The following is a 21,332-nucleotide window of genomic DNA, read 5'->3' on the forward strand; positions in this document are numbered from 1 at the left end:
CCGGTCACGCAGTCGCATTCAAACTGCCTCGATATTGCCAAGCAGTATTGAGGTCATGTCGACCGACAGATCACTATCAACTATTGTGACCTCTGCTCCGGTTTCGTAGGTGACGTTGCTGCGTGAAATTTCGGATAGATCCGCATTTGCATCCAGAAAAACCCACTCAGCGTTGTGCTCAGAAGGCTGGCCAACCGCAACCTGAAGAATTGCCAGCGCATCCAACGCGTTTACCGATCCATCTCGGGTGATATCGGCCGCAATGTAATTCTCGGCCGTTGCCGGACCCCATGTCAGATCAAGGCCAACCGACATGCGCAAAACCTGCAATGCATCCAGCGCTGTTATCTCGCTGCTTGCCGTTGAATACGATTTGATGATGTCCAATTGGCCGGAAAACGCGCCGTCTGGTAGATCCAGATTAAATTCACCTTGTGCATTTGCCTGCGCAACAATTGCAGACCCTCCGTCTGGGGTGAACCGGATTTCAGCATTTCCCAACGCTGCGTTTGGAGTCGTCGAATTCAGCGTGAACCCACCAGCTACCCCGTCTGATGAGTTGTTATCCGGCCCGCTACCCAGATTGACAGGAATATGATCGGGACCACCAAACCCTGCGCCGAATACCTGCTCAGTTGTCAGGGAGGTGCCATTAGCTGAAACAAGTTCTATCGTTTCGTCGCGATAAGCGATTTGGGCGCCTTGAGCGGTGGAAGTGAAATCCAACTGCGCTGGGGTGCGCAGAAAAGGATAATCGGTCAGATCCAAACGATCGGTGCCGGCCTGAAAGTCCGTGATCACAGTCGGGCCACTTGTTTGACGGATCACAAAGATGTCCGCGCCAGCACCACCCGTCATGGTCGTGGAACTAGTGCCCGTAATCAGCATATCGTCCCCTGCTCCGCCGTCCAGAATAGTGTCCAGTATGCCGCCTTTTAGCATGTCGTCCTGCGCGGTACCGGTTACTGTACCGAAGCCTTCGACAACAATTCCAAGGTCGGCAATCGATACGCTCAACTGAGTGAGCCCTGCATCCTGTTGAGATGATACAAATATCTGCAGCTCATCCCCCATATGCGCAACGCTGATCGTTTGGACATTTTGCAATCCACTGTCCAGGGTATCAGCAAAACTATCCATATGGATGAGCTGCCCGTCCGGCGTCATTGTAAACAGCGTGATCCCATCATCCCCGCCCCCAGCCACCACGAAAACCCGACCATTAACTTCAAGAATTGAAAGATCCTGTACGGCCCCAAACCGGGTATGCAGGGTATCCAGAATATGATCCGTCGGCTTTAACTGCCCGCTGGCGTCCATTTCCATAACGCTTAGCGAATTACTTTGCGATCCGGCCACAACAATCCATGACTTTCCATAGGCTTGAATTGTCTCAACCGCCGTAGGAGAACTGATGCCCAGCGTTTGGATATCGTCATTACCGGCAACCTCAGAGAGCACGCCACTGCCTTGATCGATCGAATATGACGAGATTGTTCCACTGGTTGCATCTGCGCCGACAATGAAATGATTCGACCCCGATTGCAGGGTCTGAAGCGTACTGGCAGACGCGTTGATGCTATGCGCCGGGCTCAGCGATCCATCACCATTGATACTATAGGTGCCGATCTGGCCTGTGTCCTCATGCGCAAGCGCAAGCAAGTCGCCAGCCCCAATCGTTACCTGGACCGCTGCAGCGATATCCCCGCCGCCCGTCAAGGCATTGGTTTCTTGCAAGGCACCGATAGTGCCATCCGCGTTTAGTTCATAACCCACAAGCCCTGTGGCAGTATCGACGTCGAGGACCAGTTGATCATTGCCCGCCAGATGAATCGGGGTTCCGCTGTGCCCGACCTGATGGGCAATCGAGGCATCGAAATATTGTTGGTCCTGTTCTTGTGGGCCAGCCCCCTCCACAAGGCGCCAAGACACGAGCCCTCCCCCGGATCCGCTCGTGCTGTAAAGATACGTTTCCCCGTTAAACGTTTTTAAAGCCGTATCGCCGATACCTGAATCGAGCGCTGCGGTCCCCGTTGCCACCACTCTTTCGAACTGAAGCATCATCGCCCGTTACCCCCTGCCACCCCTGGCAACACATACAGGATGAAACGATGTTCGGTTCTGAACCAGAACAGAAATGTGGTGAAAACAAGGACTTCAGTTCCAGATTAACTCAAATTTTTCGCAGCGGTCGAATGGCTCAGAAGATCAAACCACAGACCAGATCGGCCGAAAACAGCATATCACGCAACGACCAGCGTCCATCTAATGAGAGGGCAAAATGACCAAAGATACCGTTTCGACCAATAAATCGACCACGGACGCCGGGCCCGATGCGCAACGTACGCGCCATATCCGCAAATGGTTCGACAAAAAACTTCAGCGATGGGTAGGACGCGGGGTTGCTGGCGGCCTTGGCTCGACACTATTAGCATTACCAGCTCTTGCGCAGGCCACCGATGAACAGCTTGCGTCTCATCAGTTTGCTGAGTCAATTCCGGGCGTTCGGGTGGCAAAGCTGCTTTCGAATGGCGACGTGCAGCTGAAACTGACAGATGGGCGGACGATTGTTGTCTCTGCCGAGAACGTACAGATTCTGGAAAACGGCACCATAATGGTTGCAGATGAAGTCGTCGGCGAAATTGCACAATTAGGTCTAGCCGCAGAGGCCGCAGGTGGCGTAAGCGGTGCCGGGCTGGCCTTGGGCGGGCTGGGATTAGCCGGTGCTGCAGCTGCCGGTGGCGGAGGCGGAGGCGGCGGCGGTGGAGACAGCGACGATGAAACTGATGCCGAACCCACCGTTACCCCCTCACCTCCTCGACCGCCCAGCCTGAACCTGGCTGAGCTGCAATCAAACGTATTGAGCAATCTCAGCAGCCAAACAACAGCGCCGGATGGAACAACGACTGTCGAAGTTACCATCGGATCGGTGACAAAATCAGTCACTCCTGCAGGCGACGGAAGCTGGAGCGTTTCACTGACGCAGGCCGAGGCAGCGGCCCTGCCTCAGGGGATCTCGGATGTTTCCGTGCGCCATCTGGATGGTAGCGGGATGGAGCTATCGGCTGAAACCGCAAGGTTCGACGTTGATACCATTCCGCCGGTCCTGACCATCGATACATTCTCGGCGGGTGCGGTAATGAATGCTGCAGAACAAGGTACAAATCTCGAAATCTCTGGCACAACGGATGCCGAGAATGGGCAGACCGTAATGGTAGCGATTGGTGGGCAATCCTATAGTGGCACCGTTTCGGGCGGCGGCTGGAGCGTTTCGGTGCCCGCTTCAGATCTTACCACGCTGCCAGACGGGTCAAGCGTCACGGTGACGGCTGATGTATCGGATCGCGCTGGGAACCCAGCAGCTCAGGCCAATGGAAGTTTTGACACTGATCTGACCGCGCCTGATCTGACACTAAACCCAGTGGGTGGCGGTTCAATAGATCTGGCCGATGTCGTTGGGGATCTTGTCTTGTCGGGCACGACCACAGCTGAAAACGGCCAGGTGGTCAATGTATCTTTCGACGGTCAGGATTACACGGGTTCTGTATCGGGCGGCAGTTGGTCAGTGACGATCCCGAATGCCGATTTGTCTGGTTTGGCAACCGGTGTGCCCGCATCCGTTTCAGTTGCCGTCAGCGACACAGCAGGCAATTCGGCAACACCGATATCGGTATCCGTTCCGGTCGATCTCACGGGCCCATCAATTGCAATCACTCCCTTGTCGGTCGGGGCTATCCTGAATGCGGTCGAAACCGGATCTGACCTGGTCGTAAGCGGGACAACAGGGAACGTAACCGACGGGCAGCAGGTAACAGTAACCCTTGATGGGCAGACTTATACCGACTCGGTCTCGGGCGGCAGTTGGAGTGTGACAATCCCCAGCGCCGATCTCATAGCGCTTGCCGATGGTGGAGACTTCAATATCACGGGCGACGTGACGGACGCCGACGGCCTTGTCGCCCCGCAAGTCAGCGTCAACTTATCCAAAGATGTCACCGCCCCAACTCTGAGTATCGACAGTTTTTCGGGCGGAGCGGTTTTGAATGCTGCGGAACGTGGTACGGACTTGACCATTACGGGCACTACATCCGCCGAAGATGGTCAGACAATCACCGTAAATCTGAACGGCCAATCCTACACTGGACAGGCCTCAACCGGGGGGTGGTCGGTGAGTGTCCCCTCGGCGGATTTGGCGGCGCTACCCGATGGAGCTACGATCAGCGTGATAGCGGATGTATCGGATGCCGCCGGCAATCCGGCGATACAGGCGACCAACAGCTTCGACACGGACTTCTCCGCCCCGTCGCTCGCCATATCATCACTGTCAGATGGAGCAGTAGTCAACCTGACCGAACAAGCAACGGATCTGGTGGTCTCGGGAACTTCTGATGCGGCCAATGGTACGCAAGTTTCGGTACAGATCATCCAATCCGGAGGTGCGGTTCTGACCGGCGGAACCGCCACTGTAAATGGTGGCATCTGGACATTCACAGCGGCTGCTGCCGATTTGAGCAGCCTGCAGGACGGGCAAACGTATGACGTGAACGCCTCAATCACGGATGCGGCTGGCAACACGAATGCTGCGACGACCAGTTTCAGCACCGACCTCAGCGCACCAACAATTGCATTGAACCCGCTTTCGGTTGGATCGGTTCTGGATATCGTTGAACAGGGAACAGACCTCAATGTGTCGGGGACAACAAATGCCGAGGACGGGCAGATTGTAACGATTAGCCTTAATAACCAGACCTACAGTGCGGTGGTTTCCGGTGGCTTGTGGAGCACAAGCATTCCTTCGGCGGATTTGGCCAGTTTGGCCGATGGAGGCAATTTTGCGGTCACGGCATCGGTTCAAGACACCGCAGGAAACCCGGCAAACGATGCGACAATCATGTTGGCCACGGATTTCAAACCTATCCTCTACATCGATGATCTTGGTGCCAATAGTGCCGTGTCGCTGAGCGATGCACAAAACACTGGAATGACCGTATCAGGCAGTTCCGCAGGCCTGTCAGCCGGACAAGCGGTCAATGTTACACTTAACTCGGTCTCGCTTGGTTCGGCGACGGTTGCGGCCGATGGGAGCTGGACCCTGTCCGCGCCTGCCGCAAGCTTTGCCTCGATTGAAGCGGGAGACGCCCTCGATTTCGCGGCACAGGCGACAGTCGCAGGCGGCCCCGATCCTGATCCGGTGTCCGAACACGCGATTGCTCATGTTCCGGCGGCCTACACCATCGTTGAAGCCGATCGCAGTGGAACGACAGTGACGTTCGAGGTCTACGCAGATTCCGATCGCGATATCTCAAGCGGTCTGGCCTTTACCGCCGAGCTGGGGTTCGATCCTTCGGTGGCGACCTACGATAGCGGCTCCGAGACAGAAAACCCTGACTTCAATCTCTTTCTGGCTAACCCGAATGGAGGTTCCGCAATCAGTTTCGCGGGCGCGGCCACGAGCTATGGGGACTTATCGCAGCCTGTGGTGACATTTGCCATGACAGTTCAGGACGCGAGCCAACCCATCGTTTTGACGTTGACCACTCCAGACGGAGGGCCATCACAGCTCCATCTCGGCACCAGTGGGAATGATACCATTACGGGCTCGGATGTTGATGATGTCATCCGCGGCAACCAGGGCGACGACACCATAGATGTGTCCGGGGCGGGTCGAGACGTCATCGTTTTCGAAGCTGACCCATCTTCAAATGGCATTGATACGATCAATGGTTTCACACTGGGCCCAGCAGCCAGCGTTTCTGACGCCTTGATGTTCCAGGGGTTGAATACCACATCGCTTCGCGGCGACGGGACCGGTGTGGAGACCTTGGTGGCCGGCGGCACAATTGGTGCCAACACCGGTTTCATCGGGCTGGAGACCACGCTTTCGGACCTTGATCTGGATACAATCACTAGCGCAGCCGAAAACCTGAATGGTACTCAATCAGGTGATGAGATGTATCTGCTGGCAACGGATGGCACTGACAGCATTCTGGTCAAGGTTGACTACTCTGGCCCAGATTCGGCGTCGGTCGAAGCGCTTGCACAGTTCGATGGCCTTTCCGATCTGAGCAGTTTGTCCGACGACAACATCCTGATCACTGACCCAACTGGCGCTTCAGCCTAAACGGCGCTCGTAGCTTGGGGCGATGCACAAATGTAGCCTCGCCTCTTCAGAACAAGAGGATCACATGGCAGAGAACGGCCTTTTCCCAGTCAGCCTTGTACGGCACAGGAATCGATTCTGGCGCCGGTTCACATCATACCAATTTGTTGCAGAGATGGACGCCTGTCCCATCGTCATCTCAGAAGTTCCGCAAATTGCCACATCTTTTCCGATTGTGTTCCTGTCAAACCAAACAGGTTTTTCTCCCGTCGCACTATTCTCAGTCATCCCGGAAATGGCACCGCCCTTCGTCGACCAAAACGGTCGCTGGCTTGCGCCTTATGTGCCCTCAGCGCTGCGTTGCTTTCCGTTCCAGGCAGAAGCTATGAAAAAGGGCGACTCTCGGTCACGTCTGTTTGTCGACGAGGATTCAGGGTTGGTTACACATGACCCTAAAGACAAACCATTTTTTACAGTGGACGGACTTTTGACGCAGGATCTCTGCCGTGTGCGCCGCTTTCTGCAAAATCGCCTGGCCTCGGCAAACAAAACGGACCAAGTCTGCTCTTTGATCGCTGAAATGGGTCTGCTTGTACCACTGGGCGAACAGAATGGCATCACTTTGACCGAGGGTTACTGGGGCGTTGATCCAATTCTGCTGGAACAATTGCCCGAGTCTAATAAATTGGCCCTACTTTCTAGCGACGCGCTACAGTTGATTCACGCTCATCAAGTATCCCTGTCGCATTGCGTGTGGCTGTCCAGTGCGCAGAGCCAATCAGGCACGAGGAGTTCAGAACAAAACGACACCTTTGGCGGATTCATGACTGCACTTGCTGAAGAGGTTCGGCACGGACAATGCAAGGAGGGCGCGATCCATGAAATGGGTTAAGTTCGGGCTTGGAATCCTTGGCATAACAGCGGGGTTACTGTCAGTTTCAGCCTGCACCTCAACGCCCAACTTAGCCGATGTCGAGACATCTTTAACGCGAGGAACGACCGGAGCAAGCGCAACAGCACGATCAAAACAACTTTCAAAGAACGCTTATGACCAACAAGTGCGACAGGCTGTTCAGAGCAGTTCGATTGTGGCACGAAGTGGGTCCAAAACAAGGACAATCCAAGCTTACCAGAATGCCGCTGGCGGTGCATTCTTGGCTCAGGCCTTATTGGGGTTGATAGCGCGGCCCGTTCAGACAAACTCCAATAGTAGTGAAGCGCCCCCTTACTGGCGGGTATCGGAAGGTCATGAACCTAGAATGGATGTATTGACTGCGAGATCCCGAGTGTCGGGTACGAAACGCAACGACATGCAGCTACAGGAACGGCTGATTCTGGCAGAACAGAACTTCGCTTTGGCCAATTACACCTCATCGATCCGAACCGAGCACATTCTGGATTTTCCGGGGTTCACGATGGACGCGCTGGATAAGTCGCTATGAATGTTGATCGTGCAACTCTGACCGAACTGGAAGCTTGCTTGTTGAATGTCGCGGCGACACTTGAGCGACCGTTGACAGTGGCAGCACTGAACGCCTGCCAATCTGGTGATACAGGTCAGTTGACCGTGCGCGATGCGATGCACGCGGCACAACGAGCAGGCCTGCAGGTCGGGTTTGGTGCGCGAAAGCTGTCGGCATTTGATGCATCGCTGGCACCTGCGATCCTGTTGTTGGAAGGCGATCGCGCCGTTGTGTACCACGGGCGCACGCGCAATGGCGATCTATTGCTTTACGACCCCGCTTTGGATGACGGTATCGGAGAGGTTCCTGAAAGCGGCGTGGGCGAAGTCTACACGGGCTATGCATTGTTGTTTCGACCCTTGCACCGCGACGAGGTTAACGCAGATCAAGCGGATCAGCGGGGTCATTGGTTCTGGTCGGCCCTTTCCGCAAACCGCTGGTCTTACGTTCAGGTGGCGCTGGCTGCGGCGATGGCAAACGTTCTGGGACTTACGACCTCAGTCTTTATCATGATCGTCTACGACCGGGTCTTGCCCAACGAGGCGACCGAGTCGCTGATTGCTTTGACGCTTGGCGTGGGGCTGGCGCTTCTTTTTGACTTCGCGCTGAAGCTCCTTCGCGCGGGGTTCATAGATCGCGCCGGCCAGAATGCTGACATGTCCATGGGACGGCGAGTATTTGACCAGGTGCTGAATATTCGCATGTCGTCCCGAACGGGCTCAACGGGTGCAATGGCCAGTACCATCCGCGAATTCGAAACTTTGCGTGAATTCTTTACTTCTGCCACACTCGTCGCTGTCGTAGACTTGCCATTCATCGCGGTATTCATATTCGCGATCTATATGGTGGGCGGCCCGCTGGCGCTTGTTCCGGCACTCGCTGTACCAGTCGTTCTTCTCAGCGGACTGGCTGTTCAACCGATCCTGTCGCGTCTTGCTGAACAAAGTTTTGCAGACGGACAATCCAAGCAATCTGTTCTGGTTGAGGCTGTATCAGGCTTGGAAACCATCAAGACAACCGCCGCCAGTCGGCAGATGCGAATGCGGTGGGAAGGTGCAATTGCACGCCAGTCAAACTACGGATCACGCAGCAGGGCCGTTACTCAATTTGCCCTGAACCTAACTGGATTTACTCAGCAGGCCGCGCAAGTTCTTATCGTCTTTTATGGTGTATTTCTGATCACGGATGGCCAGACGAGCATGGGGGCACTTGTTGCGTCGGTGATGCTGACCGGCCGTGCCCTGGCACCGCTGGGACAATTGGCGCAAACCCTGACACGTGTCAATCAGGCACGCAGTGCCTACCGCAATCTGGACACGTTAATGCAGGCGAGCAACGAGCGGCCTGAAGGCAAATCTTGGATCAGCAGATCCGAGTTTTCCGGGCGGATAACGTTTAACAATGTTCATTTCGCATATCCTGATCAAACGGAAGACGCGATGAAAGGTGTTTCATTTACAATCGAACCCGGTGAAAAAGTCGCTGTCCTGGGCCAGATTGGGTCGGGCAAGAGTACGATTGCGCGACTGCTGTTGGGCCTCTACCAACCGCGCGTGGGCTCGGTGATGTTGGACGGGCTGGACATTCGCCAGATTGATCCCGGCGACTTGCGGCGAAATATTGGTTCAGTCTTGCAAGACATCTGGCTGTTTTCCGGTACCGTCCGGGAAAACATTGCCAGCGGGTCGGTGCGACCGCGTGATGATGAACTGATCCGTGCAGGGCGCATTGCAGGTGTCGAAGATTTTATCGCGCGGCACCCACGGGGCTATGATCAGCCTGTAGCCGAACGAGGAGAAGGATTGTCAGGTGGTCAAAGGCAGGCGATTGCATTGGCCCGGGCGCTTATCGGGCATCCTCCTGTCCTGCTGCTGGATGAGCCTACGAGCGCGATGGACGTCAAATCCGAATCCGAAATTATACGCCGCCTTAAAAAGACCACGCCAGATACCACGATGATCATTGTGACGCACCGAACCAGCCTGCTGGAACTGGTTGATCGGGTCATAGTGATTGAGGATGGCAAAATTGCGATGGATGGACCCAAAAACATCCTGACGCAGACAGTTCGCAAACCCGGGAGGCATCTGAATGTCGCGGCATCCTGATCTGGAAAGCCTCGCCCGTGAAATGCGTGGAGGGTCACCGCTGCGGGGATCATTGCTGCTGCTCCTGATACTCAGTTGTTTGATAAGCGCCGTCGCCTGGGCTCATTTAACTGAACTCGACGATGTCGTGAGGGCAGATGGGCGTATCGTGCCATCCGGCGATATTCAGGTGATCGAAGCGACCGAACCCGGTGTTTTGCGGTCCGTTCACGTGCGCGAGGGTCTGGTGGTTGAGGCTGGTACATTGCTGATGGAGCTGAATACTACTCAGATCGAACGAGAGTTGAGCCAAGAGCAACAGCGTGCCTTTGGTTTGATGGCCCGCGTACAACGACTACGTGCCGAAATCGATGGGGCTGAGCTTGAGTTCGACGACGATCTTCTGACTGGCGCGCCAGATGTCGTGCGGTCGGAGACTGCGCTGTACCACGGTCGGCAAGCAGAACTTGAAGCTGAGATTGCAATTCTCTCTCGACAGCGCGAACAGCGGCAACGCGAGTACGAAGAGGGATTGGTTGACCAGGTCACGTCAACCGAGACCCTGAATGTGTTGGCCGATGAGCGCGCTATGATGGTGCCATTGGTCGAACAGAAGATGGAACCGGCAACAACCCTTTTGACCCTGCGCCGTAGCGAGGCGGAATGGAAAGGCCGCAAGGTCAGAGCAGAGGCGATGATCAACCGGTTGAAAGCCGGGCTGGATGAAGTGGATGACAAGGTCCGCGCGACGCGCAGTCGGTTTCGCAGTGCCGCACTAACTGATCTGGCTTTGGTTTCGGCAGAGCTTGCCGCCTTGCAACCTGCCCTGCCCTCTTTGCGTGACCGTGCGTCTCGCGCGCTGGTCCGGGCCCCCGTACGGGGTGTCGTAAACCGGATTCACCGGACGACGATCGGCGGGATGGCCCGAAGCGGTGAGGAACTGATTGAGATTGTTCCGTTGGACGACCGATTGTTAGTGGAAGCCTATGTTCGACCCAAAGACATCGCCTTCCTGCACCCAGAGCAAAAGGTCAAAATCAAGATCACGGCCTACGATTTTTCGCGGTACGGCAGTCTGGATGGCGAGATCGTTCGAATCGGTGCCGACACCATCACTCGCTCGGAACGAAGTGAAGAAGAGGTTTTCGTCGTCGAAATTCAGACGTCAGACACGATGTTGGATGCGGGTGGTACAGCGGTTGAAATCATCCCAGGAATGATCGCTCAGGTCGATATTCTGTCAGGCCGAAAGTCAGTTCTGGATTATCTGATCCAACCTGTTCTGAAGATAAAAGACGAGGCGCTGCGCGATTGAAGAGACCGACAGATGGGCAGCAGATAGCAAAGCGCCAGCCGATAGACATCTTAGGCGTCCGGGGGGACCGACGACTAAGACCAGGTCACGTCACCAAGAAAGATATATCCCGCACCATATATCGTTTTAATAAGGCGCGGGTTTTTGGGATCTTCGCCCAGCTTCGTTCGCAAGCGGGAAATCCGAACATCCATAGCGCGGTCAAAGCTGTCACCTGCCCCGCCACCCAACATGTCCTGCATGCGCGCGCGACTGATCAGGCGTTTGGGACTTTCAAGAAACAATCGCAGAACCTCACCTTCGGCATGACTGAAAGGTGTCTCGACGCCATCGGCATTGATCAAGACATATCGATCAAACTGTGCGGTCCAACCATTGAATTCGGCTATGTCTGAATTCGGCGTTGCTGGTCCAGTAGAGCGTAGCCGAGCGCGGACCCGAGCAATTACTTCGGCTGGATCAAATGGTTTGGTGATGTAATCATCTGCGCCAAGCTCCAATCCCGTTACCCGGTCCTGCACCTGAGCGCGGCCTGATATGATGATGACGGCAGCACCTTGCTCAAGCGCAAGTTTGTGCACAAGTGCAAGTCCATCAGTATCCGGCAATGATAAATCCACCAAACACAGATCTGGAGTGACCCTTTTCAGCGAAGCTTCAAATTCACGGGCACGTGAAAAGCTTTGAGTTTGAAACCCGGCATCTTCCAGCGCTTCCGTTAGGATACGGCGGATTTCAGGTTCGTCATCGAGAATGGTCACCAAAGGTTGTGTCATTCAGGCGGCCTCGGTTCGGATCAACGCCGACAATTGCGACGATGTGAATGGTTTGCTTAGGACAGGTGCACGGGTCAATGCCTGATGATGTAGCGGGTCATTTAGCGGCAGCGACGTCATCAGTATACAGGGCAACGCACCATTCAGGCGGTCGACAATGTCGATCCCAGTGCCTTCGCCCTCCAGCTTAATATCTGATAGAACCAGCGCGATATCACCGATTTCCGACGTCAAGGTCAAAGCTTCATCGACCGAGCTTGCCTCGATCACCGAACACCCCAAATCGACCAGCATATCCCGGAACTGACTGCGCAGGTCATCGCTGTCTTCAACCAACAATACGAGACCCGCTTGCGCGGACGGGGCAGGACGGTAGGGCAAACGTATCACGACCGAAGCACCAGAAGGCGTGTTGCGCAAATTAAGGTCACCGCCCGCCAGCTTTACCGTGTCGTAGACCATTGGAAGTCCCAACCCCGAGCCATCGCTGCCTTTGGTGGAAAAGAATGGGTTTAACGCCTTCTTTAATGCTTCCCCGGTAAACCCCGGGCCAGTGTCCGACACCGTGATCTCAACCCATATTGTCCCGATTGCATGCGCAGTGATCGTGATCTGGCCCGATGTGCCGCAAGCATCCCGCGCATTCAGAACCAGGTTCAGCAGTGCATCCTGAACCATGCCGGGATCTAGCATCAGCGCCTTGTCGGGTAGAGTATTGACCACCGACAACCCCATGCCCCGCGGCAAGGACGGGGTGGCAAGGATTCGCAAATCCTCAAGTAAACCGCGCATATCCGTCGCCTGAGGTTGAGGCGTGCGATTGCCGGTCATGTCTGCGATGCGATTCAGCAATTGCCCCCCGCGTCGGGCAGTTTGTTGCGTAGCCGTGACTAGCTGATCGGCTTCCTCGGGCAGATTCATCCTCTCTAATCGCGCCTGCATGCCCAGAATGATGGTCAGCAAATTAGAAAAGTCATGGGCAAGCCCGCTTGTCATCTGCGCCGCCATGGCTCTGCGCCGCGTTTGCTGAAGGGCGACACGGGCTTGAGTTTCTTCGGTGATATCCACCGACATGACATAAACACCACCCGCTTTATCCGGGGTGAATGATACCCGAATGCGGCGTGAATCCTGATCTTCGGTAAACTCGAAAACCGAAGGTTGGCCTCCATAGGCCTGTTCCAGATGTGGCTTTACCCGGTCATAGGCAGATGACCCCAAAGCCTTTGATATATGAAGGCCCAGAATGTCAGACGGACGGCCGGGCATGACCGAACTGAGGCGGCGGTTTGAGTAATCGTATCGTCCATCGGCATCCAGATGCGCGATATGAGCCGGCATCATCTCGGTCGTCATCCGCGTGCGGGCCTCGATCTCGGTCAGTTGACGCTTGGCTTCTTCCAGCGCGGTGATGGTCGCGGCCAGTTTGCGGTTGGTTGCAGAAAGCTCTTCGGCATGGCTCAGAAGTTGGTCAGACAGTTCTTCTGAACGGGCGCGCAGCAAATCTTCCACCTGCTTCGTGCGAGTTATGTCGGTATAGACGGCCACCCAACCCCCATTGGGCAAAGGTGCACCTTCGACCGAGATCACCTGACCATTGGGCCGGGTGCGCTCCATATAATGCGGCTCGAACGCGAGGGCCTGTGAAACGCGTAGCTCGACCATCTCGTCAACATCGCCGACCGAACCGTATTCCCCGCGGCTAGCGAGAAAATATATAGTGTCGCGAAACAGAGCCCCCGGCTCGACAAGTTCGTTTGGCAGGTCGAACATTTCCTGAAACCGCAGGTTGCTGACCACGAGACGCAATTGGCTGTCATAAATTGACAGCGCCTGACCGATCAGGTTCAGGCCAGCCGTAGTCATCGCCTTGATGCGCTGTTCGGAAATGTCCAAATTCATCCTCCCCTGCGCCCATGGGTATCACCAGTTCAGGCGCAGGTGTAGGGAGATTTATCTATCCGTGCAGCGGCAAATTGTTCGCGGCACGGTAGGCTTGAACATAGCCGCGTGCCACTGATCGAACGGCTGTACCAATCTGCGAATAAGCCTCGTCCGGCAGGTTGGCAAAGGACACACGGGCCGACCATCCGGGCGCATCAAATCCGCTGCCGTTCAGCAAAACGATGCCATAGTCTTCGGCCAGCTTGAACGCGATATCCAATGGATGAACATTCTGCTTGATCCAAGCCACGACATCTTCACCGACATATTTTCGCAACCAGTATTCGAAATCGATGATGCCGTAATAGGCGTCGTAATGCTCACCTGCCTGCACCTCGATGCCCATCGCTTCGGTCAGCAGTTTGAAACGGCGATGAACCAACTCCATACAGGCGGTCTGATAGATTTTCTTGCTGTCGACCAACTCACTGAGTGAAAACAGTGTCATCATCACCTGCTGCGGCAGCGACAGGCCCGCCGTGTGGTTCAAAGCCACATCGCGGCTATCGGCCACAAGCCGGTCGATAAAGCGAATGTCACGCGGCGTCAGGCTGAGCGTGCCGTAGCGCTTGTCCAGGGACTGTTTGATCTCATCCGGATGATCCGCCAGCTTGAGATCGAAGATGTTATCTTGCGCCACGGCAATCACGCCGAGACGCCAGCCGGTGCAGCCAAAATACTTCGAGTAGGAATACACACCGATTGTGTTGCGCGGCAGATGGCCCATGACCGAGGTAAAATCGTGCACAAAGGTGCCGTAGACATCATCCGTTAGCACGATCAGATCAGGCCGGTGATTTTCAACCAGATCCGCTAGTTTGCGAAGTGACGCGGTACTGAGCGCGACCGAAGACGGATTGCCGGGATTGACTAGGAAGAACGCTTTTACCTTGGGATCTTTCAACTTTTCCACAGCTTGGTCGGTCAGTTGAAAACCATCCTCTTCATCGGTTTCCACATGCACGGATTCAAGGCTGTAATCCTCCAACTCAGGCATTTCCAAGTAAGGCGTGAAGATCGGAGTGCACAGAGCTATCGTGTCACCCGGGTTCAGCAATCGGTTGGCTTTGAGCGTCTTGAAGATGTAGCACATCGCCGCCGTGCCGCCTTCGACTGCGAACAGATCGAACTGAGCGTCAGGCCGGTGACCTCGGCACATGGACCACATCAGGTATTCATGGGCAATGGTGGCATTGTGTTTCAGGATGCGGTCAGGCACCGGATAGTTATCACCGATGATCGAATCCGTCAGTTCATGCACAAACTCGTCCGCATCGAAATCAAATGCGGATATGGCATGCGCCACGACCTCAAGCAGCGTATCGACGCCCGGCGTGTCGGAATGATCAGACGCCCAGCTCTGCAGCCGTCCATGGCAACCTTTCTGCGCCGGCATTCCGCCTAAACCAGCGGGGTGGTCCATCACACGTTTGGATTCAGTTATGGCAAATTGACCAAGGGCAAAGAACGCCTCACGCGGACGGGTGGCAACCCAGTTAGGATTGCCGCGCCCCGCGTTCAGGAAAGCACTATTGGCCTTACGCGCCTCGGCCGAGGCCAGTTTGATCAGCTCATCCTTGATCTGAAACGGGCTGAGTGCTTCGTAATCGTGCAGCGCTACTCTATCCATAACGTGAACCTCTCCAAATCAGCTTAGGATCAAAACAACGACCATCCCGAAGATGGTCAATAGTGTATTTCCGATCGCATACGGCATTCCGTAGCCAAGCGCCGGGATGCGACTTTGCGCGGCTTCCTGGATCATACCCAACGCGGCAGTGGTGGTGCGTGCGCCTGCGCAGGCACCAAACAGAATAGCCGGGTGGAACTTGAATACGTAATGCCCGACGTAAACTGCAAAGATCATTGGTAGCGAAGTCGCGACGATTCCCCATAGCAGCAGCGCAATACCGGCCTGTTGCAGTCCCGCGACAAATCCCGGCCCTGCGGTGATCCCTATCACCGCGATAAAGACGTTCAGGCCCAGCGTGTTCATCAACCACAGTGCCGGCCCCGGGATGCGCCCAAAGGTCGGGTGCACCGTACGCAGCCAACCCAGCACCAGCCCAGCCAGCAGCGCGCCTCCGGTAGTGGAAAGGCTGATCGGGAAACCACCCATCATGACTGACAATGTTCCAATGATGCCGCCGATGAAAATCCCCCAGCCTACAAAGGCCAGATCCGTGGTGTCTACCGGGCGGTCGGCATAGCCAATCTGGGCAACTGCGGCCTCGACATGCCGCTTGCTGCCCTGAATTGTGACGATGTCACCACGATGCACGACTGTCCCGGGTAGCAGCGGCAAATCCTGCATGTTTCGCATCAGTTTCGAGACATAAATGCCCCGCGCGATCGACAGTTTGCTTAGCTCTTCAAGCGTCTTGTTATGAACCTCTTTGCTGGTGATCAGCACATCCAGTTTTTCCGACGGTATGCTCAGCAGATCAGGCGCGTCAGCTTCTGTAAGATTGGTCTCAAGCAAACCCACCAGATCAGCGCGGCGGCCTGAGAACATCACAACATCTCCGGCCTGCAATACGGTGTTATCATCTACCTCTATGATCTTCCCGTCACGTCTCAGGCGTTCGGCATAGATGCGGATACCGGGCATCAGATCTTTGACCGGTTGCCCCAGCAGATCGCTACCTTCTGGGATCTCAAAGGCCCGCGCCTCGATCGCGCGATATGCCGAGACGATGCCATCACCGGTTTCAACCGACGTCGTGCCACCCAGCTTAGCCTCATATTCCTTGCAGGCCGCGACCAGATCGACGCCAATCAGACGCGGGCCGATCTTGGCCAGAATGATGGCCGACCCGATTGTGCCGTAAATATAGGTCACCGCATAGGCAATCGGAATCTGGTTAGCATAGGTTTTGGCCTGTTCCGCCGACAGGCCCAGCTGGCCAATTTGGTCGGTGGCAACACCGATCGCCGCTGAAATCGTCTGCGATCCGGCATAAAGCCCCGCAGCATAGCCAAGTTCCAGACCCGCGACCTTAGCTGCGATGATTGGGATAACAAGGCAAAGCGCAAGTACGCTGAGCGCAAAGAACACCTCGCGAGCGCCGTCTGCTTTCAGGCCGCGGATGAACTGAGGTCCGACACCGTAGCCCACAGCAAAGATGAACAAGATGAAGAAAGTCGATTTGACCGCTGAGTCGATTTCAATCTGGGCCTGTCCGATCACCACCGCCGCCAACAAGGTTGCCGTGACCGTGCCCAGACTGAACCCCATCAGTTTCCAAGGACCAACGAGAAAGCCGATACCGATGGACAGGAACACCGCCAGTTCAGGGTAATTTTGAAGAATATGCACCAGCCAATCGACCATCAATCACCTCTCAATCCGCGCCTGACAGGCATTTGAGGCAAAAGCCGGAGACAAGGTGAAGAAGCGCCCAATTGGCCCACTTACTGCCCGACCAAGCCGCCTGTTCGAACACACAACCGCAACAGGAAAACTTCGGCTTCACGATACCTTACAAAGGACATTTGTCTATAATTATCTGAATATTAATAGTTCTGCTTGTCCGCCCTCATTCAGAACACCCCGACTGAGCCTGCGCCACAATGCAAACACGCGAAACGCATGGCTCGCCCGCTCTGCCTGCTCCAGAACCGGAACCATGGGCTTCACTGTCGCTCTACCGCAATGCGCGGGTGCAAAATCCTGAGGGGTTCGAACAAATCCATTGCAGCGACCCGGTGTTTGCCATCACATACCGCTATGACACGGCCGACGATTATTTCCGAGACCAGCGCAACCGGCGTTTGTATCCGCCTTGCCGGAGATCTGCGCACTCAATCGTTGGATCGTGTCGAAGCGGGTTTTGCTGCCCAAAAGCCCAACGGCCAAGATGTCATTGTGGACATGTCGCAGGTGGAATCGCTGGATACCGGAGGGGCCTGGCTAGTCGCCAATCTGGTGCAGCGGATGGGAAGCGAGGGCGCTCAGGTCCAGCTCGAAGGGTTGGCCCCTGCGCATTCGTCATTGATCGAAACAGTATCGCACAACATATCCGAGGTTACAGGAGAAGAACTGCCGCCGCATGGCTTTGTGAATTGGGTTGCCCGGATTGGGCAAAAAACTTTTGGCGCCTGGCAGGACACATTATCAATCATCGGCTTTCTTGGCCTTACTCTGCATCGATTGGTCCGGACTCTGATCATGCCATGGCGACTGCGTCGTGCTGCCTTGGTGTCACAGATGGAGCAAGTCGGCTTCAAGGCGCTGCCGATTGTGTCCTTGATGGGTTTCCTGATCGGCGTCGTTCTGGCCTTTCAGGGCGCGACGCAGTTGAAACAGTTCGGGGCTGAGATCTTTGTTGTCGAATTGATCTCCATCTCGATCCTGCGTGAGCTTGGTATCCTGCTGACAGCGATCATCGTCGCTGGTCGCTCCGGTTCGGCTTTTACGGCTTCGATTGGCTCGATGAAGGTGCAGGAAGAGATTGATGCGATGCGCACCCTGGGGTTGGATCCGATTGAAGTTCTGGTCATTCCCCGTGTTCTGGCGCTGTTGATCATGTTGCCCATTCTTGGCTTTGTTGCCGATATGGCTGGCCTGATCGGCGGAGCGTTGATGAGTTGGATCGACCTCGGAGTCAGCCCCGGCATGTTCCTGACCCGGTTGAAGGAAAATACCGGCGTCGCACAGCTTGCCGTCGGGATGATCAAGGCACCGTTCTTTGCACTGGTGATCGGTGTCATTGCCTGCTGGCAGGCTATGCAGGTCAAAGGTTCATCCGAAAGCGTTGGTCAGCGGACGACAGCCTCGGTCGTGCAATCGATCTTTATGGTCATCGCCATCGACGCCCTGTTTTCGATCTTCTTCTCAGAGTTGGGGATCTGACATGGATGGAGCCGCGCTTCAGGACAAGCCCCAATCCGACGCGAAACGCGAGGCCGTTATTCGTGTGCGCAATTTAACCAACCAGTTCGGCGAGCAAGTGGTCCACGACAACCTCAACCTCGATGTCTGGCGCGGTGAAGTGCTGGGTGTTGTCGGTGGATCGGGCACTGGGAAGTCCGTGCTTTTGCGTACGATCGTCGGGCTGAACAAGCCCAAGTCGGGAAGTATTGAGGTTCTTGGCGTCGATGTTCTTAATGGCCCCGAAGAAGAACGTCAGCGGATCGAAAGAAGCTGGGGCGTGGCATTTCAGGACGGTGCGCTGTTTTCCTCACTGACTGTATTGCAGAACGTGATGGCGCCTCTGCGCGAGCACACGGGTATCAGTGAAAAATTGATGGCCGCACTAGGTGGGCTGAAGATCAGTCTCGTTGGCTTGCCTCAACTAAGTTGCAGCAAGTTCCCCTCGGAACTGTCCGGTGGAATGCGCAAACGCGCTGCGTTGGCCCGCGCCCTGTCGCTGGACCCGGAAATCGTTTTTCTGGACGAACCAACTGCCGGGTTGGACCCGATCGGGGCCGCCGCATATGATGACCTGATCGGGGAACTTCAGCACACGTTGGGGCTGACCGTGTTCATGGTAACGCATGATCTGGACAGCCTTTATGCCATATGTGATCGCGTCGCGGTACTTGCGGAAAAACGCGTGCTGGTTGAAGGTCCGATAGAAGAGATGACCAAGGTCGACCATCCTTGGGTTCAGGAATATTTCACAGGCCCCCGCGCCCGTGCGGCACAACAGAAGGGGCAGGACAGGTAGAGGCGATGGAGACCCGAGCGAATTACATCCTGATCGGTGCGTTCACCCTGGCGGGCATCCTTGGTGCCTTCGGGTTCTTTCTGTGGCTCGCCAAATTCGAAGTGACTCGGCAATACGCCTATTATGATGTGTTGTTCGACAATGTCTCGGGCCTGTCGGCTGCAGGTGGCGTAAATTACAACGGCTTGCCCGTGGGTCAGGTGGTTTCCTTGGACTTGGACAAAGATGACCCGTCAAAGGTGCGAGTGCGGCTTGAGGTTGATGCCGACATCCCTGTTACCAAAGAAACCATCGCACAATTGCAATCTCTGGGTGTGACAGGGGTTGCTTATGTTGAGCTTTCCGGAGGGTCTCCAACCGCAGAAAGGCTGGCCCAGAACAGTGTCATCCCAAGCAAGCGCAGTTCGATTCAATCCTTGCTTGAGGGTGCGCCAGAGGTTCTCGAAAAGGCGGTCACCCTGTTGGAGAACCTCAATTCGGTTGTTGATGACAAAAACCGAAAGGCGGTGTCGGATATCCTGAACAATCTGGCAGAAGCGTCGGGCAAGCTCGATAAAACTCTGACGGATTTCCAGTCGCTCTCGTCCGATTTGGGCGGTGCGGCCAAAGACGTTGGAGAATTTACCAAGAGACTGGATACGTTGGCGAACACGGCCGAGACGACGTTGAGCACAGGAACGGACACGCTGAAGAGTATCAAAGAGACCTCAGAATCCGCCAAAACAACGCTAGAGACTGCAAATAACGCCATTGCCAGTGCTGAAAGCGTGATTCAGGAAGATATCCGGCCCTTTATCGAACGCGGGTCAATCCTGGCCGAAAGGCTGACTCGGCTGTCAGATGAAGGCAGCGTTACGCTTGAGGTAATCAGCGAGACTGTTCTGAATGCAAACACCACCCTTGAGTCGGTTACATCGACTATGGATTTAGCCAAAGGAGCGCTCGATTCAGCAGAGAGGGCGTTTGACTCGGCAAACCGCGTGATGGACGAGGATATCTCACCTGTCGCTGAAGATGTGAGTAAGGCGGCTAATCAGGTTGCGGAAACCGTCTCGAATATCACCGAAAAGATTGACAAGATTTCCGACGATGTTCTCAGCGCCTCCCAATCGGCGTCGGATCTGCTGGGAACCATCGACGGGATCGTTCAGGACAACCGCCGTCAGGTTTCGGACTTCTTGCGCGTTGGGTTGCCTCAGTTCATCCGGTTCATCGAGGAATCACAGCGTCTGGTCATCAGTCTGGATAGATTGGTCGACAAGGTCGAACGCGACCCGGCCCGCTTTTTGTTAGGCACCCAAGCATCGGAGTTTCGTCAATGATACGGCCCTTAATATTGACTCTGGTTTTGGCCGCTTTGACGGGCTGCACGGGCTTGGGCACGCTGCGGCAGGCTTCTAAGCCCAATGACTTGTATTTGCTGACACCCAAAAGCACGTTCTCGTCATCGCTGCCGCGAATCCAAAAACAGATCGTTGTCGAAGAGCCCACAGCGACGGCGGCCGTGAACACCGATCAGATCGCCGTGCAGCCCACCTTGCTTCAGGTACAGTATCTGCCGCGGGCCCGATGGGTGGATCGCGCGCCGTTAATTGTGCAGGCGCTGATGGTCGAAAGCTACGAAAATTCGGGCAAGGTCGCGGCGGTAGGACGTTCGACCGTAGGCCTGAGAGCGGACTATGTGATCGCGCCTGATCTGCGCGAATTTCAGGGCATCGTCATCAGCGAAACCGAAGATACGAAGACGGTCCGCGTAGAAGTGCGCATCAATATCAAGATCATCGATGAGTATGAGGACAAGATCATCGCTTCAAGCTCATTCCAGGAAGCAGTGCTGGCGACCAGCGATAAAACACCCGAACTGGTTGAGGCCTTTGATATCGCCTTGGGCAAGACAATGCGGGATGCCGTGGAATGGAGCATCCGCAAAATCCATACGCATACGCTCAATAACCCGCGATCAAGACCTAGCTAG

Annotated in this window: 14 protein-coding genes; 9 read left to right on the forward strand and 5 right to left on the reverse strand. The window is 55.4% G+C overall.

Annotated elements, in window-relative coordinates; translation table 11 throughout:
* Positions 1-18 precede the first annotated feature (18 nt).
* The gene (locus AC2TEM_RS06145; protein ID WP_480856034.1) at positions 19-1,932 is read right to left on the reverse strand and encodes a M10 family metallopeptidase C-terminal domain-containing protein; all 1,914 of its coding nucleotides are present in this window, start codon (positions 1,930-1,932) and stop codon (positions 19-21) included.
* A 349-nt stretch (positions 1,933-2,281) separates the two neighbouring features.
* Here AC2TEM_RS06145 and AC2TEM_RS06150 point away from each other — a divergent pair, with 349 nt between their 5' ends.
* The 5 genes from AC2TEM_RS06150 (at position 2,282) to AC2TEM_RS06170 (ending at position 10,965) form a co-directional block, all read left to right on the forward strand.
* Positions 2,282-6,121: an Ig-like domain-containing protein gene (locus AC2TEM_RS06150; protein ID WP_480856035.1), complete on the forward strand. Its 3,840-nt coding sequence runs from the start codon at positions 2,282-2,284 to the stop codon at positions 6,119-6,121.
* A 64-nt stretch (positions 6,122-6,185) separates the two neighbouring features.
* Positions 6,186-6,992, forward strand: a complete 807-nt coding sequence (locus tag AC2TEM_RS06155; protein WP_480856036.1) for a SapC family protein — start codon at positions 6,186-6,188, stop codon at positions 6,990-6,992.
* 394 nt (positions 6,993-7,386) lie between these two features.
* Positions 7,387-7,542: a hypothetical protein gene (locus AC2TEM_RS06160; RefSeq protein ID WP_170608973.1), complete on the forward strand. Its 156-nt coding sequence runs from the start codon at positions 7,387-7,389 to the stop codon at positions 7,540-7,542.
* Positions 7,539-9,671 (forward strand): type I secretion system permease/ATPase, encoded by a 2,133-nt coding sequence (locus AC2TEM_RS06165; RefSeq protein ID WP_170422801.1) that lies wholly within the window; start codon positions 7,539-7,541, stop codon positions 9,669-9,671. Before AC2TEM_RS06160 ends, AC2TEM_RS06165 begins: the two co-directional genes overlap by 4 nt.
* Entirely contained in the window at positions 9,655-10,965 is a 1,311-nt protein-coding gene (locus tag AC2TEM_RS06170; RefSeq protein ID WP_170422803.1) for an HlyD family type I secretion periplasmic adaptor subunit, read from the forward strand. The genes AC2TEM_RS06165 and AC2TEM_RS06170 overlap by 17 nt, the downstream gene beginning before the upstream one ends.
* Before the next feature lie 74 nt (positions 10,966-11,039).
* Here AC2TEM_RS06170 and AC2TEM_RS06175 read toward each other — a convergent pair whose 3' ends face one another.
* From AC2TEM_RS06175 to aspT, 4 genes are read right to left on the reverse strand one after another with little or no spacing between them, the layout of a single operon-like run.
* A complete protein-coding gene (locus AC2TEM_RS06175) occupies positions 11,040-11,741 on the reverse strand; it encodes a response regulator transcription factor (RefSeq protein ID WP_170394537.1) in 702 nt (233 codons plus the stop codon).
* Positions 11,742-13,643, reverse strand: a complete 1,902-nt coding sequence (locus tag AC2TEM_RS06180) for a PAS-domain containing protein (RefSeq protein WP_480790474.1) — start codon at positions 13,641-13,643, stop codon at positions 11,742-11,744. It abuts the gene before it with no gap.
* 55 nt (positions 13,644-13,698) lie between these two features.
* Positions 13,699-15,315, reverse strand: a complete 1,617-nt coding sequence (locus AC2TEM_RS06185; RefSeq protein WP_170422807.1) for a bifunctional aspartate transaminase/aspartate 4-decarboxylase — start codon at positions 15,313-15,315, stop codon at positions 13,699-13,701.
* 18 nt (positions 15,316-15,333) lie between these two features.
* Positions 15,334-17,019 carry an aspartate-alanine antiporter gene (aspT, locus tag AC2TEM_RS06190; protein WP_170394528.1) on the reverse strand — a complete coding sequence of 562 codons (1,686 nt, stop codon included), beginning with the start codon at positions 17,017-17,019 and terminating at the stop codon, positions 15,334-15,336.
* 396 nt (positions 17,020-17,415) lie between these two features.
* On the opposite strand from aspT, the gene AC2TEM_RS06195 reads away from it, so the two are divergent.
* The 4 genes from AC2TEM_RS06195 to AC2TEM_RS06210 are packed head-to-tail and all read left to right on the forward strand — an operon-like array spanning position 17,416 to position 21,332.
* Positions 17,416-18,540, forward strand: coding sequence for an ABC transporter permease (locus AC2TEM_RS06195; RefSeq protein ID WP_170422810.1), 1,125 nt, complete (start codon positions 17,416-17,418; stop codon positions 18,538-18,540).
* 1 nt (position 18,541) lies between these two features.
* Entirely contained in the window at positions 18,542-19,357 is an 816-nt protein-coding gene (locus tag AC2TEM_RS06200) for an ABC transporter ATP-binding protein (RefSeq protein WP_170422811.1), read from the forward strand.
* Between the two features lie 5 nt (positions 19,358-19,362).
* A complete protein-coding gene (locus tag AC2TEM_RS06205) occupies positions 19,363-20,679 on the forward strand; it encodes an MlaD family protein (protein WP_170422813.1) in 1,317 nt (438 codons plus the stop codon).
* Entirely contained in the window at positions 20,676-21,332 is a 657-nt protein-coding gene (locus tag AC2TEM_RS06210) for an ABC-type transport auxiliary lipoprotein family protein (RefSeq protein WP_170407827.1), read from the forward strand. The genes AC2TEM_RS06205 and AC2TEM_RS06210 overlap by 4 nt, the downstream gene beginning before the upstream one ends.

The sequence above is a fragment of the Ruegeria sp. HKCCD3925 genome (assembly GCF_057221175.1).

What these genes read in the sequence shown, in the direction of transcription:
- AC2TEM_RS06200 (WP_170422811.1), top strand. Translation starts at nt 18,542, where the DNA reads ATGGATGGAGCCGCGCTTCAGGACAAGCCCCAATCCGACGCGAAACGC.
- AC2TEM_RS06155 (WP_480856036.1), top strand. Translation starts at nt 6,186, where the DNA reads ATGGCAGAGAACGGCCTTTTCCCAGTCAGCCTTGTACGGCACAGGAAT.
- AC2TEM_RS06180 (WP_480790474.1), bottom strand. Translation starts at nt 13,643, where the DNA reads ATGAATTTGGACATTTCCGAACAGCGCATCAAGGCGATGACTACGGCT.
- AC2TEM_RS06175 (WP_170394537.1), bottom strand. Translation starts at nt 11,741, where the DNA reads ATGACACAACCTTTGGTGACCATTCTCGATGACGAACCTGAAATCCGC.
- AC2TEM_RS06205 (WP_170422813.1), top strand. Translation starts at nt 19,363, where the DNA reads ATGGAGACCCGAGCGAATTACATCCTGATCGGTGCGTTCACCCTGGCG.
- AC2TEM_RS06165 (WP_170422801.1), top strand. Translation starts at nt 7,539, where the DNA reads ATGAATGTTGATCGTGCAACTCTGACCGAACTGGAAGCTTGCTTGTTG.
- aspT (WP_170394528.1), bottom strand. Translation starts at nt 17,019, where the DNA reads ATGGTCGATTGGCTGGTGCATATTCTTCAAAATTACCCTGAACTGGCG.
- AC2TEM_RS06185 (WP_170422807.1), bottom strand. Translation starts at nt 15,315, where the DNA reads ATGGATAGAGTAGCGCTGCACGATTACGAAGCACTCAGCCCGTTTCAG.
- AC2TEM_RS06195 (WP_170422810.1), top strand. Translation starts at nt 17,416, where the DNA reads ATGACACGGCCGACGATTATTTCCGAGACCAGCGCAACCGGCGTTTGT.
- AC2TEM_RS06170 (WP_170422803.1), top strand. Translation starts at nt 9,655, where the DNA reads ATGTCGCGGCATCCTGATCTGGAAAGCCTCGCCCGTGAAATGCGTGGA.
- AC2TEM_RS06150 (WP_480856035.1), top strand. Translation starts at nt 2,282, where the DNA reads ATGACCAAAGATACCGTTTCGACCAATAAATCGACCACGGACGCCGGG.
- AC2TEM_RS06210 (WP_170407827.1), top strand. Translation starts at nt 20,676, where the DNA reads ATGATACGGCCCTTAATATTGACTCTGGTTTTGGCCGCTTTGACGGGC.